We start from the raw sequence: 17,133 nt of genomic DNA, 5'->3' as shown, positions 1-17,133 counted from the left end.
GGCGTTCCTCGGTTGCAACTGCCCCGAGTCTACCGCGCATGCACCTACAGGCGATCGTCGACCACGCTGCGCGGCCAGGCGGACTTCACGTCATAGACCAGCCCACCGGGCGCCAACAGGCTGCGGATATGGGCATCGTCCATCGCCTTGAAGCTCTCATGCGCCACCGCCAGCACCACCGCGTCGTAGCTGCCGGGCACCGGCTCGGCCAGCCAGTTCACGCCCTCGTCCGCCATGGCAGCTGGCCCCACCCACGGATCGCTGACGTCCACCTGCGCGCCGCTGCCGGCCAGCCGCTGGGCCAGTTCCAGCGCGCGGCTGTTGCGCAGGTCCGGGCAGTCCTCCTTGAAGGTCACGCCCAGCACCAGGATGCGCGAGTGCGCTGGCATGCGGCCACGCTCGGCGAGCATCGCCAGCACGCGTTTGGCCACATGCTCGCCCACCCGGTTGTTGACCTGCCGGGCGGTGTGGATGAGGTCGGGGTGGTAGCCCATGCTTTCGGACTTGTGCAGCAGGTAGTACGGGTCCACGCCGATGCAGTGGCCTCCCACCAGCCCCGGCCGGAACGGCAGGAAGTTCCATTTGCTGCCTGCGGCGTCGAGCACATCCTGGGTGTCGATGCCGAGGCGATCGAAGATCAGGGCCAACTCGTTGACCAGCGCGATGTTGACGTCGCGCTGGATGTTCTCCACCACCTTGGCCGCTTCGGCGACCCGCATCGACGGCACCGGGAACGTACCGGCGGTGATGATCCGCTGGTACAGGCCATCGACCACCGCAGCCACGTCCGGCGTTGAACCGGAGGTGATCTTGCGGATGTCGGCCAGGCGCCGCTGGCGGTCACCCGGGCTGACCCGCTCGGGACTGTAGCCGCAGTAGAAATCCTCGTTGAAGCGCAGCCCCGAGCCCTGTTCCAGCAGCGGCACGCAGACTTCTTCGGTGGTACCCGGGTAGACGGTGGATTCGTAGATCACCAGATCGCCGGCGCGCAGATGGCTGGCGATCAGTCGCGTCGCCGAGCGCAAAGGCTCCAGATCAGGCTGCTCGTAGGCATCGATCGGCGTGGGCACGGTGACGATGTAGACGTTGCAGGCGTCGAGCTGCGCCGGATCGCTGCTGTAACGCAGCAGCGACGCGCTGGCCAGTTCGTCCGGCTCCATTTCCAGCGTATGGTCCTGCCCACCGGCCAGTTCAGCGATGCGCGCAGCGTCGATGTCGTACCCCAGGGTGGGCAGCTGGTGGCCGAACGCCACTGCCAACGGCAGCCCGACATATCCCAGGCCGATGATGGCCGGGGACGGGCTCTGTGCTGCGCCGATCGGCGCACTCATGCGCGGCGTCCAACAGGCGGCGATGGTGTCCACTGGGTCATGCGAGGATCCGGGAGCAGGCAAACGTGCCGACAAGGTTAACCGCGGCAGCGGCGCCAGACCACGCCCGGATCAGGATCCGAGGCTGACGGCAGCCGGCTCGAGTTCGCCGTGCCGCCCCGTCCAGGCCCGCAACAACAGGCAGAAGCCATGATCCGGGGGCTCCTGCCCCAGACTGAAACCATGCCACGGGGCCGCCACGATGCTGCCCAGCGTCGCCGCATCCACGTGCCGGTTGGCCATCGTCCAGCGCGGGAACCAGCGGCTCGGGATCGGGCCTGCGGCAAGCTGGATGATGCTGCCGTGGCGACGCGCGTTGCCGATCCGCGCGTGCACCGAAGCCAGCCCATCCCGTGGGCCTTCGATGTACTGCAGGAAACGGCTGCCATCGAACATCAACGCCCCGGTCACCCCGGCCATGCGGTTGAACGCGGTCGCATCGGCCAGCAATGCATCGAGCTCGGGCACGTCCAGTCCCTCCCTGGCCGTGCTGACATAAGCGTACGCATGCAACGGCATGTCCATCACTCCCCTCCTGAGTGCAGAGGAATATGACAGGAAGCACGAGGACTTCAAGCGTTGGCTATTCCGGCGGCGACTCGACCTGATAACCGCGTTGCACCAGCGCATCCAGATAGCCCTCGCCCAGCAGCAGGCTGACCGGCACCGTCGCGAAGGTGCCTGGATGACGGCTCAGCGCGGCATCCACGCCCTGCAGCCAGCGCGTGCGTACCTGCTGCGGCATATCGCTCCAGCCGCGCCGACGCACGAAGGCCGAATCCTGCAGCAGTTCGCGGCAGGTCTGGGCCATCGCCGAACCCGACAGCCGGCGCAGTGCCGCGACATCCCCCAGCGCCCAGGCGTTGGCGCGCTCGCGCAGCACCGGTGCCTGGAATTCCACCGTGTCGAGCGTGCGTTCGAAACACGCGCGGTCATCGACTTCGGTGGCCTGTAGCTCCTTCAACGTGCCACGGATGTCGTCGACCTTCAGCTTGACCTGCACGTCTTCCGGCTTCAGATCGTGCGCCTTGTACGCGCGCCCGAGTGCTTCCTTGACCTGCTTGCCATCGCGCAGGCCGTTGCGCTTGAGGAAGGCCTGGTACAAGCGGCCGGAGGCCACCAGCGGACGGTCCTTTTCCACGCCACGGTCATTGCCCAGGTAGGTCTGTTTCAGGCCGAGCCAGCGCGCGTGCGTTGCCGGCGGCAGGATCTGGTCAAGCGTGCGCCCCTGCGGATCGCGCGCGGTCTTCAATGCCAGTGGCAGCAGGGTCAGGCCCTTGAACACACCGATCTTCGCATCGAGGGCGAAACCCGGATCGCCCAGCACATGGTCGACGCTGGCAATGGTCCGCTCGACTTCGTCGGAGCGCCATTGCACACCGCTCGGCAACGGCGAGACCGTGCCCAGGATCCACAACACATTCCCCTGTGGAGCGGTGACCTTCCAGAGGCCGGGGCCGGGTTGTTCGCCGGTCACCTGCACCGTCGCCATGTCCACCACCGCCCCGGTGGGCGCAGGCCCCTGCTGCGCGGCGACCGGGCCGATCGCCAGCATCAGCCCCAGCACGGCACTGCATCCGATCCATCGCCTGCCACGTGCACGCATATCGCCATTCCCGGGAACGTTGGCGGACTGTACCCAGCGCCGCGCCCGGTTGCGTAAAAGCCGCGTTAGCCGGCGGCAGCGGCGGCGATTCCGTTACAATCGGCGCGCGCTGCAGGCCCGGATGGCGAAACTGGTAGACGCATCGGACTTAAAATCCGCCGGGGGCAACCCCATGCCGGTTCGATTCCGGCTCCGGGCACCACCGCATGTTTTGGGGAGCCTACGTGCTCGCAACGATTCACCACGAATCGGCACAAAATCAGCCACTTAGACTGCCACGAGAATCCGCGCCAAGCCCGATTCACCCGGACTTGCCCGGCTACTCTCCCCAAAATTCCCCCATATGATGCGGCCATGGCCAGCATCCAACGATCAAGGAACAAGTGGCGCGTGCAGGTGTTTGTGGCAGGCGTTCGCGACTCCACCACCAAACACACAAAGCAGGAAGCTGCGAAGTGGGCCCTCGAGCGCGAGGCCGAGTTGCGTGGCGGGAAGCTCCCCGACAATCGCTACGCGAGGCCATGCGCCGCTACGTGAAGGAAGAGGCGCCTAAGCGAGCTGGCGAACGGTGGGAGTCGGTCCGCATCGCCGCCTGGGAAAGATCTCTGCCACTCTTGGACCGACGTATCGCGGCAATCGACAGTCCGGACATCATCGCTTGGCGAGATGGAAGGCTTAAGCAGGTCAAGCCTGGGACGGTTGCTCGCGAAATGAACCTGATGCGGTCCGTGTTTGAGACTGCGCGCCGGGAATGGAAGTGGATCAAGCAGAACCCGATGTCAGATGTGCGCTGGCCCCAGCAGCCCAAGGGCCGGGCACGGCGCGTGTCGCCCACCGAGGAGGCTGACCTGATAGCGGCGTTTGGGCTCGACAATGGCCTGTTGGCGGAGACGGCTCTGTCTTGTTCATCTCGCCGGTCTTCAGCCGACCCAGCGCCAGATGGCCACCGTTCTTCCCACGTTGCATTGAAGGTCCACCCACAAAAAGGCCCTGATTTACCAGGGCCATGAAATCCAATCTAAGGTGCACCTTAGTCGCACCAATAAGCACCAGAAAGCTCTGTCATCAGTGACCTGATGAATCCGTAGTTCCGGATCAGCAAGTTTGCAGCGGAGGGGATCGCCGAATCGATACTCTGGCGGTTGAGCGCAGGCTTGTGAGCCGAGATCAGAACTGACTCAACCGCCCTAACCCTCTCAGCGCCTAAGTCTTCATCTGCGACTCCTAACGTGAAGCTGAGGTTTGTGAGGTTCTGGAATCTACCAGCGAGATGCTCTGCGATTCGCTTTGCCACATCCCTCATCTTGCCAGGGGACGACTTTGTTTCGCCGATGTAAAGCAGCACGTCTCCGCCATAGACGGGGTGCGCGCCATATATGCAATAGAACGCCGCCCTCTGTCTGCATGGCTCGGGAATCTCATCCACTGAGTAGTCCCAGTCCACTCCTGTGACCCTCACAAGTAGCTTTGGGTGCCACTCAATTTCAATAACGTCAACTTCTTCCTTCATGGAGACTCCATCAGCAGTCAGCCCGTTTTAGGTGCACGGGAAAGAGCTGTCAATGTGCCGAATTGAGAAGTATCACGGATTGGCACGCTCTGAGCTGGTCGTCTGCATCTCGGCCGACTCGAACAAGATCTCCCTGACCCTTTGCTCGTAGTTCGGCGAGCGCATCACGTTCGGCGGTGCTGGCTGCGGACTCGGACACGCGCCTGGTTTCACACGCAGCCCACTGCCGGCGCAACCGGAGATTGCCATTGCGCAGATCAGCCACAACAGCGGCAGGGACGGCCTCGGCCGCAGCGCGGTCTTCTTCATGCTTCGCTCCGATGGTGGCCAGGCTGTCGGCCTGGCGGTGTTCGGCGGCCCGGGCATGGTTCACCTGGTCGACCACGGCCACGGCCCCGGCTGCGCGCTGGTTGGCTTCACTCCCCTCTGCTCGGTCACCACTCCAAGTCCATCCAGCTCCGAACATGGCCGCAGACCAGAGGCCGATGCCGACAACAACGATGGCGATGCGGCTCATTCGGAACCTCCCGCCCGATCGTGTCGCTATCCGGGTCAAACGGCGGCGGCTCAATGCCAGCCGCACGCATCAGTCCTTCGAGTCGGTAGATATGGCGGATCAAGCGCAGCTCCCTTGCTTCCATCCGCCCAACCCGTTCGCCCAGCCGGGTCACTTACTCGCGCATCAGCTGGATCACGTTGACCTCGGCCCCTTCTCCGGCGGTCTCTACGAACTGCTTGCGCCACCACAGCGCTACACCATCGGCGCCGACCATCAGGCCGCCGACGGCCGTGCCGATGGCTTGCCAGGCCACGTCCAACCCCGTTCATGGCGCCACCGTCCCGCCGGCCTTGCGGTACGCCGCTAGCAGGTCGGCCAGCTTGTGCTCGTGCTGGCCGTAGCCCGCACCGGGCAGGCTTGCCCAGCTGTTGCTGACTTGCTTGATGGCCTCCGCGATCCTTCCCGCTTGAATCAGCGGCAGTGCACAGCGCTCACGGATCTGCTGGAGTGCGATCAGGTCCTGGCTCAGGGGCGAGAAGTCTCTCAGGTCCAGCGTCTTCCGGTAGGCGTCGTAATAGTGGCGCAGCAGCTGGTCGCGGCCGGCGGCGGTTGACTGGATACCCAGCTTGGGTAGATCCACCTGGACACGCGGGTGATCGGTGTAGCCCTTGAACAGTTGGCCACCGACGATCACGTCATAGCCATGGTCTCTGGTCGGCTGCTTGCCGTTGTCGGTCCTCTCGGACCACGCCAGCATGTCGAGAAAGGCCACGACGTTCACGCCGCCAGCCTGTTGGGGAGTGATCTGCGCCATGGCGTCTCCAAAAAAGAAAAGCTCCCGGTTGATACCGAGAGCTTCACCTTGATTACGTCATGAACTTGGGACGAAGTTTGCCTATCGCCAAAGTATAGGAATCACTCCTTCTCTGACGGCTTCGACTCACCCTTCAACGCCTCTTGAAGCCTCTGAGGCAGGGGCCCACGCTGCGATTCAAGCTTCTTTATCCGCTCTTGGAATATCTGACCAGGCAGGGTCAAGGATGCCAAGAAAGCAAAGCTCGCCAAGAAGAGCATTAGCCGTTCGCACCACGGCATCCAATCAGTACTCTTCCCGTGCAGCTGAATGGCAAACACCAATGCCAGAACTACCAGATAGATCTGGAACATCAATTTGTGGCGCGTCAGACGCCTTCTCACTCCGGATATGGCTTGCTCATCGCGTCGCCAGCTTGCCCGACCCAAGAGCACCCCGTCACCAACTATTGTGATGACGGCGACCAAGAAGCCGGCAAGAATCGAAAACACGGTGACGATTGTGTTCAACGCATCCGTGTTCCCATGGATTAGCGGCTGAAACTTCCACGCGACGAGGCCGCTAAGGACAAGCGACAGTCCGCCGAATCTCAAGCGATCTTTATCGATCTTGCCCATTGCAACCCTCAAAGTTCCAAGTCACCTTCGCGTTCAAACTTAGCCATTGCTTCAACTAGCTTGTCGAAGACATCGCCCCGATACAGCGAGTTGGAAGATTCGCCACGCTCTAGGACAACAGGATAGTGAATGACCATCTCACCAGGTGTGATTGTCTTGTTGTTGTTCGTCTTTATCTGATAGCCGACATCGTTGTCTAGGTCATCGAGAAGCTCAATTCCGACGCTCTCCATCTTCTGCAGAACAACTTCCTCTGCTCTTGACCCACCACGCGCCTTAACAACAACTTCAACCTGAAGCTGATCAGCGTGTTCAGCCAAATCGTCGCTGTCATCCTTTTCAAAGACCGATGCCAACTGATCTTTGAGGTTCTTTACAACGCCTGACAGCGAATGAAGTGGGCCCACCCCATCCTGCAGTCTCTCGACAGTCGCGTTGAATAGAGTACCCGTGAGCTTAATTTCTTTAACTCCGCCGCGCTGCAGAATCGCCACAGCACCCGCGTTCTGTACGTTCTTTATCTCGAACATCACGGAGTTGTTCGACTGCCCAGCCTGCGGAAGGAAGCTCTTCAGGTAATACTCAAAGGCAGGAACTCGCACACCATCTGTACATATGGTCAGATGATTCCCTCTGATCAAGGCGAACAGATCCGCATTCTTAAATGAACGGTTCGCTGGAGGTGGAAGCAATGCCTCGTTGTCGTTGCGAGCTCCTCGCACTTCCGTCACCGTGGACGCTGACTCCCCTGTCACCTTTGCTATCAGATGGACGAACAGGCCATCCCTTTCCATCATGTGATGGTTGATCCGCAATGTCCCCAATGACGGATGGGCGACCTCACGTTGATCCAACGAGGCAATAGCCTCGCATGCTGCATTCAAGTACTGCTGAAGGGTTCTAGCGTTCGGGACGTAGACCGCCCGATACAGACTGAGGTTCTTTGGAGCTTTGCGACGAGTCATTGTATTCCCCCTGATTCTCAATTACTGAGATTCGTGAAGATTACAGGAACCACCCACGTAGCCATGTAGGGATTTTCCTACCGCCAAACCCGTGCCCGCATGGACCTCATTCCAACGTCTGAGTGCGCATTACCCAGCCGAACATACCCCACACGCGAACGACCCACCGATTGGCGAGCCGCTTGGATGGGACTCTCCCCACCTTGGCTAGAGCCATACCTGCCCATTGCCAACGGTCAAGCTCTATTTGCATCATCCCGGCGATACGATGTCAGTTCACCCAACAGCGGAGAACCTCGCTTGAACATGGAAGATCAATCCAGAATCGCTCGATCCATCGGTCGCGACATTGCCCGGGAGCGTGCGCTGTTCGCCCTGATCGGCAGCCCCCGCAAGAACGAGCCAGCGGAAATGCAAGAGATACTCCGGACTAATTTCGAGATCGGCCGGGGCCAGATCCCCTCGCGCTTGGTCGAGGCGGGTCTGCCAGACAACATTGCCCGCACGGTGGAAGACGCGTTCGCCAAGACCGCGACTGCGATCCTTAATGGCGTGGCCAACAGCAAGTACCAACCGGCCCTTCGCTGAGGCTGCATAGTTTTCAGCAGTGCATTGAAATCAATTGCCTAGCGAAACCGCCTCCCCCATAGGAAGCGGTTACAAAGAGCATCACGCAATGGCCCAGGCCAACAGCTTGCCAATGCCGCCCCATATAGCGATGGGAAGGATGGTCAGCAGGGTACTGGCCCAAACTAACCGGGAAGACCCTCGGAATTCCCCATCCGACAAATTCTGAAAGTCGCCGTCGGGGATGCGTTCACCGGCGAACAGAACACCCCTCGCCCATCCCAGCAGAAAGCAAACGGTCAGCCATGGCCACGACAGCCAGCCGATGCCCCAGGCAAACGCGATTGCCCATGTGGTGAACATGATGATCGTGCGGAATCCAGCCATCGCCGCCTGCTCCTTGCATGTGGTCGCCTGATTATCACAGGTTAAGTGCGCGGCGCCTGGTGTCGGCCGCGGCTAGTCCTCCTCGCACCAGCAATGACTCAGGCCCATGCTTCTCCCACTGACCGGTGGCCTGCACTACTTCACGAAAGGCCAGGTTGAGCCCTTCCCGGAACTCAGCAACCCCGACGGCGTAGTCGAAGCGGTAGCCCTCCCCTACAACGTAGCGCGCATCCCACTCACGGCGGAGCCGACGCACCAGCAGCTTCGCCCTTGATTCGCTCCCGACCCACGCCCACTGCGCGGCAACCACATTGCGTCTGCGGCGGATGCTGACCTCGGGGTTTCGAGTCACGCTGATGCGCACAATTCCGTCCTTGCCACAGGCGGTGCACAGGTACACAGCATCACGGGCGGCCTGGGCCAGCATCAGATTTCTCATATGCGCCTTGCCTCCATAAACGCCATCCCCTTGTCCAGTTCCTTCCGGTACTGCCACTTGGTGAACGCTCCCCCCGAGCTTCTTTGCGACCGCCTCCGCCCGCTTAGCCTGGCTGCCTCTGCCGGTGAACTCCTCGAGCACCACCAGAGCGCGTACCATGTTCTGCCGGTAGAGGTCCGAAAGCGCGCGATCGATCCAGCGGTACTCATCCGGCGAGCCCACCATGACGGCGGCGGTGGCTGACCGCGAGACCATCACCCTGGTTTCGGAACGGGATAGGATCGACGGCCCACTTTTCGACGGGCAGGACGGTGCCATTTCCGCTGACACGGCCAGCAGCGGCGCCCAGGAGCATTCGACGGTCATGGCCATCACGCAGTAGCGGCGCCCGCTCCTGCTTCGGCCTTGGCGCAAACGGCAGCCGTTCGACCACCACCACCGATCTGAGTGGCCGCAAGCGCACCACCCACAGCGATGGCAGCTACTCCAACAGCAGCACTGACCTGAGCGGCAACATCCGCACCCAGTACAGTGACGGCAGCTACTCGGTCAGCAAGCGTGACCTGAGCGGCAGGTGGCGCACCGAGTACAGCGACGGCTCCTACACCACCAGCGTGCGCGATCTGAGCGGCAACTGGAGCACCACCTCCAGTGGTGGCATGGCCGCTCGCCACCCCGAACGCGGCGTCGGCAAGCGCTGAGACCCGCGCTCAGATGGCCCGCGAGTAACGCGGCTGCTCCTGCGCAGCGCGCAGATAGGGATCGAAGCACATCGCCAGCAGGCGCAGCAACGGCCGCCCGGGCTCGCTGGCACGCACCACGCCATCGCGGTACTCGGCCAGGCCATCCTGCTGCAGGCGCTGCACGGCCTGCAGGTCTTCGGCGAAGTAGGTCTCGAAATCAATGCCGTGGCGCTGGGCCAGTGACATTCCATCCACCTCACCCTGGCACATCAACTGCTGGATCAGCTCGGCGCGCAGCTGGTCGTCGGCACTGAGTGCGACGCCGCGCCAGACCGGCAGCTGTCCCTGGTCCACCGCGCTCTCCCACGACGGCAGGTCACGCGGATTCTGGCTGTAGGTGGCACCGATGTGACTGATCGCACTTACGCCAAGGCCGAGCAGATCGGTGTCTGCGTGGGTGGTGTAGCCCATGAAGTTGCGATGCAGCTGGCCGGCGCGCTGGGCACGGGACAGATCTTCTTCCGGCAATGCGAAGTGGTCCATGCCGATGTACTGGTAGCCGGCTGCGGACAGGCGCTCCACCGCCAGGCCCAGCAGCGCCAGCTTGTCTTCCGGCGAAGGCATCCGGCTTTCGTCGATCTGCCGCTGCGCGCGGAACAGGTGCGGAAGATGCGCATAGCCATACACCGCCAGTCGATCCGGACGCAGCGCCAGCACCAGTTCCAGGGTGCGGCCGAAGCCCTGCAGACTCTGCCCTGGCAGGCCGTAGATCAGATCGACGTTGACCGAACGCATGCCGCTGTCGCGGCACGCACGCAGGATATCCAGCGTCTGCCGTACGCCCTGCACGCGGTTGATCGATTCCTGCACCTGCGGGTCGAAATCCTGCACGCCCAGGCTGGCGCGGTTGAAGCCCAGCCGGGCCAGCATCGCCACATCGCTGGTGTCGATGAAACGCGGGTCCAGTTCGATGGAAAAATCACGCTGCGACGAACCGCTGAAATCGAAGCGGCGGCGCAGGCCCTCGACGAGTGAGGTCATCGCATCGGCATCGAGGAAATTCGGCGTACCACCGCCGAGGTGCAGCTGGATCACTTCACGACCATCGGCGAACTGCGGTGCCAGCAGGTCCGCCTCGGCCAGCACGCGTGACACGTAACTGTGGCCACGCCCGCGGTCGCGGGTGATCACCCGGTTGCAGCCACAGTAGAAGCAGGGGCTGGAGCAGAATGGCACGTGGACGTACAACGACAACGCGCGCGCCAACGGGTTGCTGTCGGCGATCGCCTGGCGCAGCGCGGGTGCATCGAAGCCGTCATGGAAGTGCGGCGCGGTGGGATAGGAGGTGTAGCGCGGGCCGGGACGGTCATGCCGTCGCAGCAGATCGGGATCGAAGGTCCAGGCCAGGCCACCGGCAGCGGGAGAGAACGTGTCCATGGCGCCAGCATCGCCCTAAGCCTGCCGGTGCGCCTTGACCCAGATCAATCCTTGGTGGACACGCCCAGCACCGGCAGCATGACCTGCGGCCAGCGCAGCATCTGGTAGCGGCGCCAGAAGGTGTCGGCGATGCGGGCGGCCACATCGTCGGCCAGCGCCTGCATGGGCGGGTTGTTGCATTCGGCCGTGGTGATGTGGAACAGCACCAGCCAGCGGTCGAACAGATCCTTTTCCAGATCGATGGCCATGTGCTTGGACATCGGCGAGCCCTTGAACCTGCGGGTCCCGCGCAGCATCGCCGACCAGAAATCGACGAGCTGGGCCAGGTGTTCCGGCCAGTCGCGCACATGCCCTTCGAATACCGGCCCCAGACGCTCCTCTTCACGCACGCGCGCATAGAAATCATGGACCAACCGGGTCACTTCCTCCTCGCTGCACAACTCTGGCGAAGCAATGGGAAGGGCAGTCGTGGGCGTTGCGTTCATCAGGGCACCAAGTGCGGATCGGCAGTGTGCCGCATGCCGTCACCACCGCTGTTGATCCAGATCAATGTCAGCGCACTGCGGCGCACCTAGGCTGGCACGCTTGCAGGAAGCATGCCCTGCGGATGCTGCGCCAACCACGGCGAAGTATACGCGCCGCCCTCTTCTTCAACCCGAACCCGCATGAACACACCGACTTCCAGCCGCCAGCGGCGTATCCAGCATTGGGGTGCAGTCCTGTGGCCCAGCTTCATCGCCGCCGGCCTGGCCTGCGTGGTGTTCTTCGCCTTCGTCGATCCACTGCGGCTGCAGGCGATCAGCTTCCCGGGTACGGCCATCAGCCGTGAGCTGGGCTACACCGCAGGCTTCTTCATGTTCTGGGCGGTCACCGCACTTTCCAGCGCGGTGACCGGCTACCTGCTGCGGCCGATGCCGGACGAAGAGGATGAGGAGCTGCCGCTGGGATGAGCATCACCGCATCCTCGCCCCTGCGCGCATGGCGTTGGCGCCGCACCCTGGGCCTTGCGTTGCTGGTCCTGTTCCATGCGCTGCCGTGGCTGCAGTGGGATGGACGCCAGGCCCTGCTGCTGGACCTCAACGCGCGCCGCTTCGACCTGTTCGCCTGGACCCTGTGGCCGGATGACATCGGTGTGTTGCTGGGGCTGCTGGCGGTGATGGCGGTGGGTCTGGCCCTGCTCACCCACTTGGCTGGTCGCGTGTGGTGCGGACATGCCTGCCCGCAGACGCTATGGACACGAGCGTTCGACGGGATCGCGCAGGCATTGGCCCGCGTGCTGCCGGCGAAGCTGGCGCGGCCGGCCACCCAGCTGGCCTGGTTGCTGCTGTCGCTGTGGACCGGGATCACGTTCGTCGGGCTGTTCAGCCCGATCCGCGAACTGGTCACCGGCGCGTTCGATGGCGCATGGAGTGGCTGGGAGACCTTCTGGGTGCTGTTCTATGCCGGCGCCACGTGGGGCAATGCCGGGTTCCTGCGCGAGCAGGTGTGCCGATCACTTTGTCCGTTCGCGCGCATGCAGCCGTTGCTGACCGACCCGCACACCCCGCGCATGTTGTATGACCCACGCCGCGGCGAGCCGCGCGGCGCCCGCCCGCCGGCATTGGGCGGCGTGCTCGGCCGCGGTCGCGGCCTGCTCGACCCCACCACCGCGCAGGACTATGTCTTCCGTGCCGCGCATCCGCTGCTGGCCGGACCGATGCCCACCTTCAGCGCGGATCGGCTGGGCGACTGCCTCGATTGCATGGCCTGCGTGCGCGCGTGCCCGATGCAGCTGGACATCCGCCATGGCCCACAGGCCGACTGCCTGGCCTGCGGTGCCTGCTTGGAAGCGTGCACGCAGCAGCAGCATCAGGCCGGTTTCGGCCCAAGCCTGGTGCGCTACTGCAGCCCACAGGTGATGGCAGGCCAGCCGCGCCGGTGGTGGCGCCCCCGCACCACGGCCCTGGCTTCGTTGCTGCTGGTGCTGCTGGTGTGCGGCGCTTGGCGCCTGCTCTGAATCAGCCCGGATCGCCCGGGCGCGGCGGTACCAGCTGGGCGCGGCGGACGATGCCCAGTTGTTCGATGATCAGCGCCATTTCATTGGTGACATCGGTTCGCCCGGTCCCCTGCGGAACCAGACGATCAAGCACCTGCTGGTAGGTATCCCAGAACGCCGGGCCGCATCCGTGTTTGTGATAACTGGCTTCCAGTTCGCGGCGTACCCGTTCAGCCAAGCCATGCATGCCGTATTCCATACGACCTCCGTTGGACTTGTTCTGCATCGTTGACGGTCGACCGATTCACTTGCGAGCTACTGAAAGACTCCCGGCCTTCACAGCCGGTTGATGCCAATTAGTCATAGATTTCACGACACGTCAATTACAGGCCGCGACTTTCGCGATTGAAATTATTAATCGTTCATGAAAGGCCGTAGCGACCGGGATCAGAAACGTCCGTGCCGATGTCGACAAAGCCAGCCGGCGAACCAAGGTATCCATCACAGATCGGACCATCGCTGGGGACACGTCGATCGATTCTATCTATGTTGCTAAGCATACTTAGCAAATCGATCTTGGCGGCTTGTCTGCGACAACCATCGACGCATCTCATGCGGTTTCGTCGTGCGAGTCGTCATCCATCGGGAACAACGCAGGGTATCGCTGCTGCAGGATGTAGCGCCTGAGCGGCGGGATGGGAAAGCCTCTGGGCCATTGCGAGACAGCGGATCTGCTGATTCCAAACAACCTGGCGAGCTCTGCGTCGGTGGAAAAGCCCAGCCGCGTGCGGACCTGCCGCTTGCTCCAGAATTCGTCCATTTTCGATCCCTTTCATCATCAAACTTATTCTTGCGCCAAGGCCTCTTTCGCTTCCACGCGTTAAGCTGGCTTGCATAGATGAATACTCTTGGACAACGACTCGCGGTCGCCATGAAGGACGCCGGGCATGCACGCCCTGCCGACCTGGCGCGTGCCGCCGAAACGACGACGGCAACGGTCAGCAACTGGCTCAACGACCACGTCAAGGCCAACCACGTGAAAGCCGAACAGCTGTTCCGCATTGCCGATGCGGTGAAGCTGGACCCACGCGAGCTGCTCTTTGGCCCGCTGGGACGGGGAGTCGGCGAGCGCGGCACGGCCTACATGCACATGCCCAGCGAAGCCCATCTGGATGTCTGGCAAGCGGCCTATGAGCTGGTCGCCCACATCCTTGACGAGCGCGGACTTGAGGTGGGCTACCGTCGCGAGGCCACGCTGGGGTTGATGGCCCATGACCTGCTGATGGAGGGCGTCAGCCGCGGCAAGGTCGCACGCGTGGTGATGACTGCCCTGCCCTGACCCATCGCGGGCTGGTAGCATGGCCGTCGATGGGGATGGGGCTCCCCCGATAACCGCCTGAGATGGCTGATGGCTCCTGCTGAGACGAACCCGGCGTTCGTCGATGGCAGGCCGTGCCCGCCATTGCGTCCGCCGTCGAACCTGCGAACACGCACTCGAGGCAAGCAATGCAGACGTTCAACAACTATGTGCTGGTATTCCTGGGCGGCGGTGTCGGCGCCTGCCTGCGCCATGCCTGCAATCTGATCGGCGCCCGCGTGGCCGCCGGCAGCACCTGGCCCTGGTCGACGTTCCTGGTCAACATCAGCGGCGCCGTGCTGATGGGCGTGGTGGTGGAGGCGTTTGCGCTGCGCAACGGCGCTTCGCCGCAACTGCGCCTGCTGCTGGCCACCGGCATTCTTGGTGGCTACACCACGTTCTCCACCTTCTCGCTGGAAACCGGCCTGCTGCTGCAGCGGGGCCAGCATGGCCTGGCCGCACTGTACGCCGGCGGCTCGGTAGCCCTGGGCTTGGCCGGGCTGTTCGCCGGCATGAAGCTGACCCGGCTCGCGCTGGGGTAACAGTCAGCCGGCAGCAGCGCGCGCCTGTCCGCGCCACTGCCGTGGCGATTGCCCGGTGTGCGCCTTGAACGCCCGCGACAACGCGGCCTCGCTGCCATAGCCAACCTCGTCGGCGATCCGTTTCAACGGTCGCCCCTGCCGCAACGCCTGCTGCGCCAGGCCTACCCGCCAGCCCTGCAGATACTGCCCGGGCGTGGTTCCCATGGCGTCGCGGAAACTGGCGGCGAACACGCTGCGCGACATGCCTGCAACGTCGGCCAGATCTTCCAGTGTCCAGGCCTGGGCGGGTGCCTCGTGCATGGCCACCAGCGCCAACCGCAGCCGTGGATGGCCAAGCCCGGCGAACAGGCCGCCGCGCATCTCGCCCCCCTCCATCAACTGCCGCAGCACTTGGATCATCACCACCTCGAACAGGCGGTTGACCATCACCGTGCGACCGCAGCGCTGCTCGAATGCCTCCTCGAACAACAGCTCCAGGGCGGCATGGCCGCCATACAGTTCGGCCAACGGCAGGCAGATGAAATCGGGCAGCGCGGCACTGATCGGGTTGAGCCTGCCGCCCTCGAAATGGAGGTTGGCGCAGGCCATGTCCGCGCCGTGCTGGGCATCGGTGTGGAAGCGATGCGGCAGCGGGCGCGGATACAGCAGCAGGCTGGGAACGTCGACCTGCACCGTCTGCGTGCCATGACTGACCTGCAACGGACCGCGCCGCACCAGGTGCAGCTGGCCGGCGTCGCCTTCGGCCTCCAGGCTGTTGATGCCGCACAGCGCGCCGGCATGGAACACCGAGGCGGTGACCGCGAAGCGTTCGAGCAGGATGGCGAGGCGATCGACCATGGCGGGACCCCAAATCAAATGGAAGGGAGCAGATACGGCAGATCGTATCGAATTCGATTGCATTGCGTCAGGGGCTAGCCACCGTGCAGGGGCAGCGCTATACAGGCGGCACCTTCCGCGCAGACCGCACCGGCCAGGGCAAAGACCATGATGCGAACCTTCCACCGGCTGGTCCTGGCACTGGTCCTGCTGCTTCCGCACGTGTCGCAGGCCGCCGCGCCGCCCGCCCCGTCACGCACCTCCAGCGGTGAGCTGCAGGGCGCGCGCTGGCGCCTGGACGTGCCCGCCGGCTGGAACGGCGAACTGGTGATGCTGGCGCATGGCTATGAACCGGTCGGCGTGCCGCAGCCATCACCGATGCCGGCCAACGACAGCACCGCCAGCCTGCTTGCAGCGGGCTATGCCGTGGCGCAGAGCGCCTATGCCAGCCAGGGCTGGGCAGTGGCAGATGCGATCGTGGACATGGAACGCCTGCGCGCGCACGCCGTGTCCGAATTGAAGGACGTGCGTCGCACCTGGATTCTCGGCTTTTCGATGGGCGGTGCGGTGGCCATCGCCACCCTCGAACGCCTGCCACGGCACTACGCTGGTGGCGTGTCGCTGTGCGGCGCCAACCTGCCCGGCGAACAACTGGCCAACGACCTGCTGACCACCCTGGTGGCGTTCGACTATTTCTACCCCGAGCCCAAGGGACTGCCCCGGCAGGGCCTGGCATCGGCAGAAGCTGCGGCACTGCCGCAGATGGAGCTCTATCAAGGCATCGCCGTCGCGCTTCAGACCCGGCCGGCCGTGGCTGCGCAACTGGCTGCACGGCTGCAGGTAAGCGTGGAGGCATTGCCGGGCACGATCAGCCTGCACGCGATGATCCTGCACGAACTGGCCACGCGCGCCGGCGGCATGCCGGTCGGCAACGTTACGACCGTCTACCGCGGATTCGGTGACGACAAGGCGTTCAACGCGGGCGTGCAGCGGCTGGCACCTGCTGCGCCGGCACAGCGATACGTGCGCGAAAAGCTGGCGTTGACCGGCGCGCTCAAGCGACCGCTGGTGATCCAGTTCAACAACAACGACCCGAGCATCGTGCCGCGCATGCAGGCGGTGTATCCGCAGCTGGCCGAGCACGCTGGCGCCACGCCATTGCCGCGCGTACTGCCTGCGGTGGGCGAAGGCCACTGCGGCTTTGCGGATTCACAGGTGGTCGAGGCGTTGAAGGCAGCCGCGGCTCCCTTCTGAGCAGCCGACCGCATCAGTGGCCGAGCGTACCCATGGTGAAGGTGTAGCCGGAGCGCATGAGGAAGTCGCGCATGCGCAGTTCGGCGCGGCGCGGAGACGGAAGATCCGGCGGGCCGTACAGGGCATAGACCACGCCAGCGCCCTCGATACTCTCCCGGCGCACATCACAATGACGGCTCTCCGAGGCGACGACCCAGCCATCCTTCAGTTGATCGGGGCCGATGGACTGCCCGTTCTTCAGCCGGAAAGTAAGCCAGCGCACATCTGCGGTTGACCTGCTCATTGCCGACTAGCC

At 63.6% G+C, this 17,133-nt stretch carries 24 protein-coding genes, 1 tRNA gene and 1 riboswitch; of the genes, 8 read left to right on the top strand and 17 right to left on the bottom strand.

Annotated elements, in window-relative coordinates; translation table 11 throughout:
• Positions 1-44: 44 nt before the first annotated feature.
• From CLM74_RS08180 to CLM74_RS08170, 3 genes are all read right to left on the bottom strand, one after another.
• Positions 45-1,331, bottom strand: a complete 1,287-nt coding sequence (locus CLM74_RS08180) for a nucleotide sugar dehydrogenase (protein WP_105163827.1) — start codon at positions 1,329-1,331, stop codon at positions 45-47.
• A 111-nt stretch (positions 1,332-1,442) separates the two neighbouring features.
• Positions 1,443-1,895 (bottom strand): BLUF domain-containing protein, encoded by a 453-nt coding sequence (locus CLM74_RS08175; protein ID WP_234003447.1) that lies wholly within the window; start codon positions 1,893-1,895, stop codon positions 1,443-1,445.
• Positions 1,896-1,953: 58 nt separating this feature from the next.
• The gene (locus tag CLM74_RS08170; RefSeq protein WP_025878877.1) at positions 1,954-2,937 is read right to left on the bottom strand and encodes a TraB/GumN family protein; all 984 of its coding nucleotides are present in this window, start codon (positions 2,935-2,937) and stop codon (positions 1,954-1,956) included.
• A 154-nt stretch (positions 2,938-3,091) separates the two neighbouring features.
• Here CLM74_RS08170 and CLM74_RS08165 point away from each other — a divergent pair.
• Positions 3,092-3,178, top strand: a tRNA-Leu gene (locus CLM74_RS08165).
• Positions 3,179-4,006: 828 nt separating this feature from the next.
• Here the strand turns inward: CLM74_RS08165 and CLM74_RS08160 are convergent.
• The 6 genes from CLM74_RS08160 to CLM74_RS21495 form a co-directional block, all read right to left on the bottom strand.
• Entirely contained in the window at positions 4,007-4,486 is a 480-nt protein-coding gene (locus tag CLM74_RS08160; protein WP_105163826.1) for a hypothetical protein, read from the bottom strand.
• A 49-nt stretch (positions 4,487-4,535) separates the two neighbouring features.
• A complete protein-coding gene (locus CLM74_RS08155; RefSeq protein ID WP_105163825.1) occupies positions 4,536-5,003 on the bottom strand; it encodes a lysis system i-spanin subunit Rz in 468 nt (155 codons plus the stop codon).
• Between the two features lie 154 nt (positions 5,004-5,157).
• On the bottom strand, positions 5,158-5,298 hold the full coding sequence (locus CLM74_RS21715) for a hypothetical protein (protein WP_234003446.1): 141 nt from the start codon (positions 5,296-5,298) through the stop codon (positions 5,158-5,160).
• Between the two features lie 12 nt (positions 5,299-5,310).
• Entirely contained in the window at positions 5,311-5,799 is a 489-nt protein-coding gene (locus tag CLM74_RS08145; RefSeq protein WP_105163824.1) for a glycoside hydrolase family 104 protein, read from the bottom strand.
• A 101-nt stretch (positions 5,800-5,900) separates the two neighbouring features.
• On the bottom strand, positions 5,901-6,416 hold the full coding sequence (locus CLM74_RS08140; protein ID WP_105163823.1) for a hypothetical protein: 516 nt from the start codon (positions 6,414-6,416) through the stop codon (positions 5,901-5,903).
• 8 nt (positions 6,417-6,424) lie between these two features.
• Positions 6,425-7,381: a hypothetical protein gene (locus CLM74_RS21495; protein ID WP_158684123.1), complete on the bottom strand. Its 957-nt coding sequence runs from the start codon at positions 7,379-7,381 to the stop codon at positions 6,425-6,427.
• A 300-nt stretch (positions 7,382-7,681) separates the two neighbouring features.
• Between CLM74_RS21495 and CLM74_RS08130 the strand changes: the two genes are divergently transcribed.
• On the top strand, positions 7,682-7,969 hold the full coding sequence (locus CLM74_RS08130; protein WP_158684122.1) for a hypothetical protein: 288 nt from the start codon (positions 7,682-7,684) through the stop codon (positions 7,967-7,969).
• An 81-nt stretch (positions 7,970-8,050) separates the two neighbouring features.
• On the opposite strand, the gene CLM74_RS08125 is transcribed toward CLM74_RS08130, so the two are convergent.
• Both CLM74_RS08125 and CLM74_RS08120 read right to left on the bottom strand, forming a co-directional pair.
• Positions 8,051-8,335, bottom strand: coding sequence for a hypothetical protein (locus tag CLM74_RS08125; protein WP_105163820.1), 285 nt, complete (start codon positions 8,333-8,335; stop codon positions 8,051-8,053).
• 34 nt (positions 8,336-8,369) lie between these two features.
• Positions 8,370-9,029 carry a hypothetical protein gene (locus CLM74_RS08120; protein ID WP_105163819.1) on the bottom strand — a complete coding sequence of 220 codons (660 nt, stop codon included), beginning with the start codon at positions 9,027-9,029 and terminating at the stop codon, positions 8,370-8,372.
• Between the two features lie 56 nt (positions 9,030-9,085).
• Between CLM74_RS08120 and CLM74_RS08115 the strand changes: the two genes are divergently transcribed.
• Positions 9,086-9,475: a hypothetical protein gene (locus CLM74_RS08115; RefSeq protein ID WP_105163818.1), complete on the top strand. Its 390-nt coding sequence runs from the start codon at positions 9,086-9,088 to the stop codon at positions 9,473-9,475.
• 9 nt (positions 9,476-9,484) lie between these two features.
• Here the strand turns inward: CLM74_RS08115 and hemN are convergent, their stop codons facing one another.
• Both hemN and CLM74_RS08105 read right to left on the bottom strand, forming a co-directional pair.
• Positions 9,485-10,894, bottom strand: a complete 1,410-nt coding sequence (hemN, locus tag CLM74_RS08110) for an oxygen-independent coproporphyrinogen III oxidase (RefSeq protein WP_105163817.1) — start codon at positions 10,892-10,894, stop codon at positions 9,485-9,487.
• Positions 10,895-10,938: 44 nt separating this feature from the next.
• Complete coding sequence (locus CLM74_RS08105) at positions 10,939-11,379, bottom strand: group III truncated hemoglobin (RefSeq protein WP_080149223.1); 441 nt, start codon at positions 11,377-11,379, stop codon at positions 10,939-10,941.
• A 180-nt stretch (positions 11,380-11,559) separates the two neighbouring features.
• Between CLM74_RS08105 and CLM74_RS08100 the strand changes: the two genes are divergently transcribed.
• A complete protein-coding gene (locus tag CLM74_RS08100) occupies positions 11,560-11,844 on the top strand; it encodes a hypothetical protein (RefSeq protein WP_105163816.1) in 285 nt (94 codons plus the stop codon).
• Positions 11,841-12,890 carry a 4Fe-4S dicluster domain-containing protein gene (locus CLM74_RS08095; protein WP_105163815.1) on the top strand — a complete coding sequence of 350 codons (1,050 nt, stop codon included), beginning with the start codon at positions 11,841-11,843 and terminating at the stop codon, positions 12,888-12,890. Before CLM74_RS08100 ends, CLM74_RS08095 begins: the two co-directional genes overlap by 4 nt.
• Before the next feature lies 1 nt (position 12,891).
• Here the strand turns inward: CLM74_RS08095 and CLM74_RS08090 are convergent, their stop codons facing one another.
• Together CLM74_RS08090 and CLM74_RS08085 are read right to left on the bottom strand one after the other, a co-directional pair.
• Complete coding sequence (locus CLM74_RS08090; RefSeq protein WP_025875165.1) at positions 12,892-13,128, bottom strand: hypothetical protein; 237 nt, start codon at positions 13,126-13,128, stop codon at positions 12,892-12,894.
• A gap of 351 nt (positions 13,129-13,479) precedes the next feature.
• Entirely contained in the window at positions 13,480-13,689 is a 210-nt protein-coding gene (locus CLM74_RS08085) for a transcriptional regulator (protein ID WP_025875167.1), read from the bottom strand.
• A 78-nt stretch (positions 13,690-13,767) separates the two neighbouring features.
• Here CLM74_RS08085 and CLM74_RS08080 point away from each other — a divergent pair, with 78 nt between their 5' ends.
• Together CLM74_RS08080 and crcB are read left to right on the top strand one after the other, a co-directional pair.
• Positions 13,768-14,208: a helix-turn-helix domain-containing protein gene (locus CLM74_RS08080; RefSeq protein WP_223485056.1), complete on the top strand. Its 441-nt coding sequence runs from the start codon at positions 13,768-13,770 to the stop codon at positions 14,206-14,208.
• A 22-nt stretch (positions 14,209-14,230) separates the two neighbouring features.
• A riboswitch (Fluoride riboswitch) is annotated at positions 14,231-14,294 on the top strand.
• 81 nt (positions 14,295-14,375) lie between these two features.
• Positions 14,376-14,768 (top strand): fluoride efflux transporter CrcB, encoded by a 393-nt coding sequence (gene crcB / locus CLM74_RS08075; protein WP_025875171.1) that lies wholly within the window; start codon positions 14,376-14,378, stop codon positions 14,766-14,768.
• Between the two features lie 3 nt (positions 14,769-14,771).
• On the opposite strand, the gene CLM74_RS08070 is transcribed toward crcB, so the two are convergent.
• Complete coding sequence (locus CLM74_RS08070; RefSeq protein WP_105163814.1) at positions 14,772-15,605, bottom strand: AraC family transcriptional regulator; 834 nt, start codon at positions 15,603-15,605, stop codon at positions 14,772-14,774.
• Positions 15,606-15,755: 150 nt separating this feature from the next.
• Between CLM74_RS08070 and CLM74_RS08065 the strand changes: the two genes are divergently transcribed.
• Positions 15,756-16,838, top strand: coding sequence for a hypothetical protein (locus CLM74_RS08065; RefSeq protein WP_105164966.1), 1,083 nt, complete (start codon positions 15,756-15,758; stop codon positions 16,836-16,838).
• Between the two features lie 13 nt (positions 16,839-16,851).
• On the opposite strand, the gene CLM74_RS08060 is transcribed toward CLM74_RS08065, so the two are convergent.
• The gene (locus CLM74_RS08060; RefSeq protein ID WP_025875177.1) at positions 16,852-17,121 is read right to left on the bottom strand and encodes a hypothetical protein; all 270 of its coding nucleotides are present in this window, start codon (positions 17,119-17,121) and stop codon (positions 16,852-16,854) included.
• Positions 17,122-17,133: the final 12 nt, after the last annotated feature.

This window comes from Stenotrophomonas sp. MYb57, assembly GCF_002966815.1.
Taxonomy (GTDB): Bacteria; Pseudomonadota; Gammaproteobacteria; order Xanthomonadales; family Xanthomonadaceae; genus Stenotrophomonas; species Stenotrophomonas indicatrix.
This window is presented reverse-complemented; position numbering and strand designations above follow the sequence as displayed.

Coding starts and splice junctions, on each gene's coding strand:
- CLM74_RS08180 (WP_105163827.1), bottom strand. CDS start 1,331: ATGAGTGCGCCGATCGGCGCAGCACAGAGCCCGTCCCCGGCCATCATC.
- CLM74_RS08175 (WP_234003447.1), bottom strand. CDS start 1,895: ATGGACATGCCGTTGCATGCGTACGCTTATGTCAGCACGGCCAGGGAG.
- CLM74_RS08160 (WP_105163826.1), bottom strand. CDS start 4,486: ATGAAGGAAGAAGTTGACGTTATTGAAATTGAGTGGCACCCAAAGCTA.
- CLM74_RS08155 (WP_105163825.1), bottom strand. CDS start 5,003: ATGAGCCGCATCGCCATCGTTGTTGTCGGCATCGGCCTCTGGTCTGCG.
- CLM74_RS08145 (WP_105163824.1), bottom strand. CDS start 5,799: ATGGCGCAGATCACTCCCCAACAGGCTGGCGGCGTGAACGTCGTGGCC.
- CLM74_RS08140 (WP_105163823.1), bottom strand. CDS start 6,416: ATGGGCAAGATCGATAAAGATCGCTTGAGATTCGGCGGACTGTCGCTT.
- CLM74_RS21495 (WP_158684123.1), bottom strand. CDS start 7,381: ATGACTCGTCGCAAAGCTCCAAAGAACCTCAGTCTGTATCGGGCGGTC.
- CLM74_RS08125 (WP_105163820.1), bottom strand. CDS start 8,335: ATGGCTGGATTCCGCACGATCATCATGTTCACCACATGGGCAATCGCG.
- CLM74_RS08120 (WP_105163819.1), bottom strand. CDS start 9,029: ATGGTCTCGCGGTCAGCCACCGCCGCCGTCATGGTGGGCTCGCCGGAT.
- hemN (WP_105163817.1), bottom strand. CDS start 10,894: ATGGACACGTTCTCTCCCGCTGCCGGTGGCCTGGCCTGGACCTTCGAT.
- CLM74_RS08105 (WP_080149223.1), bottom strand. CDS start 11,379: ATGAACGCAACGCCCACGACTGCCCTTCCCATTGCTTCGCCAGAGTTG.
- CLM74_RS08100 (WP_105163816.1), top strand. CDS start 11,560: ATGAACACACCGACTTCCAGCCGCCAGCGGCGTATCCAGCATTGGGGT.
- CLM74_RS08095 (WP_105163815.1), top strand. CDS start 11,841: ATGAGCATCACCGCATCCTCGCCCCTGCGCGCATGGCGTTGGCGCCGC.
- CLM74_RS08090 (WP_025875165.1), bottom strand. CDS start 13,128: ATGGAATACGGCATGCATGGCTTGGCTGAACGGGTACGCCGCGAACTG.
- CLM74_RS08085 (WP_025875167.1), bottom strand. CDS start 13,689: ATGGACGAATTCTGGAGCAAGCGGCAGGTCCGCACGCGGCTGGGCTTT.
- CLM74_RS08080 (WP_223485056.1), top strand. CDS start 13,768: ATGAATACTCTTGGACAACGACTCGCGGTCGCCATGAAGGACGCCGGG.
- crcB (WP_025875171.1), top strand. CDS start 14,376: ATGCAGACGTTCAACAACTATGTGCTGGTATTCCTGGGCGGCGGTGTC.
- CLM74_RS08070 (WP_105163814.1), bottom strand. CDS start 15,605: ATGGTCGATCGCCTCGCCATCCTGCTCGAACGCTTCGCGGTCACCGCC.
- CLM74_RS08065 (WP_105164966.1), top strand. CDS start 15,756: ATGCGAACCTTCCACCGGCTGGTCCTGGCACTGGTCCTGCTGCTTCCG.
- CLM74_RS08060 (WP_025875177.1), bottom strand. CDS start 17,121: ATGAGCAGGTCAACCGCAGATGTGCGCTGGCTTACTTTCCGGCTGAAG.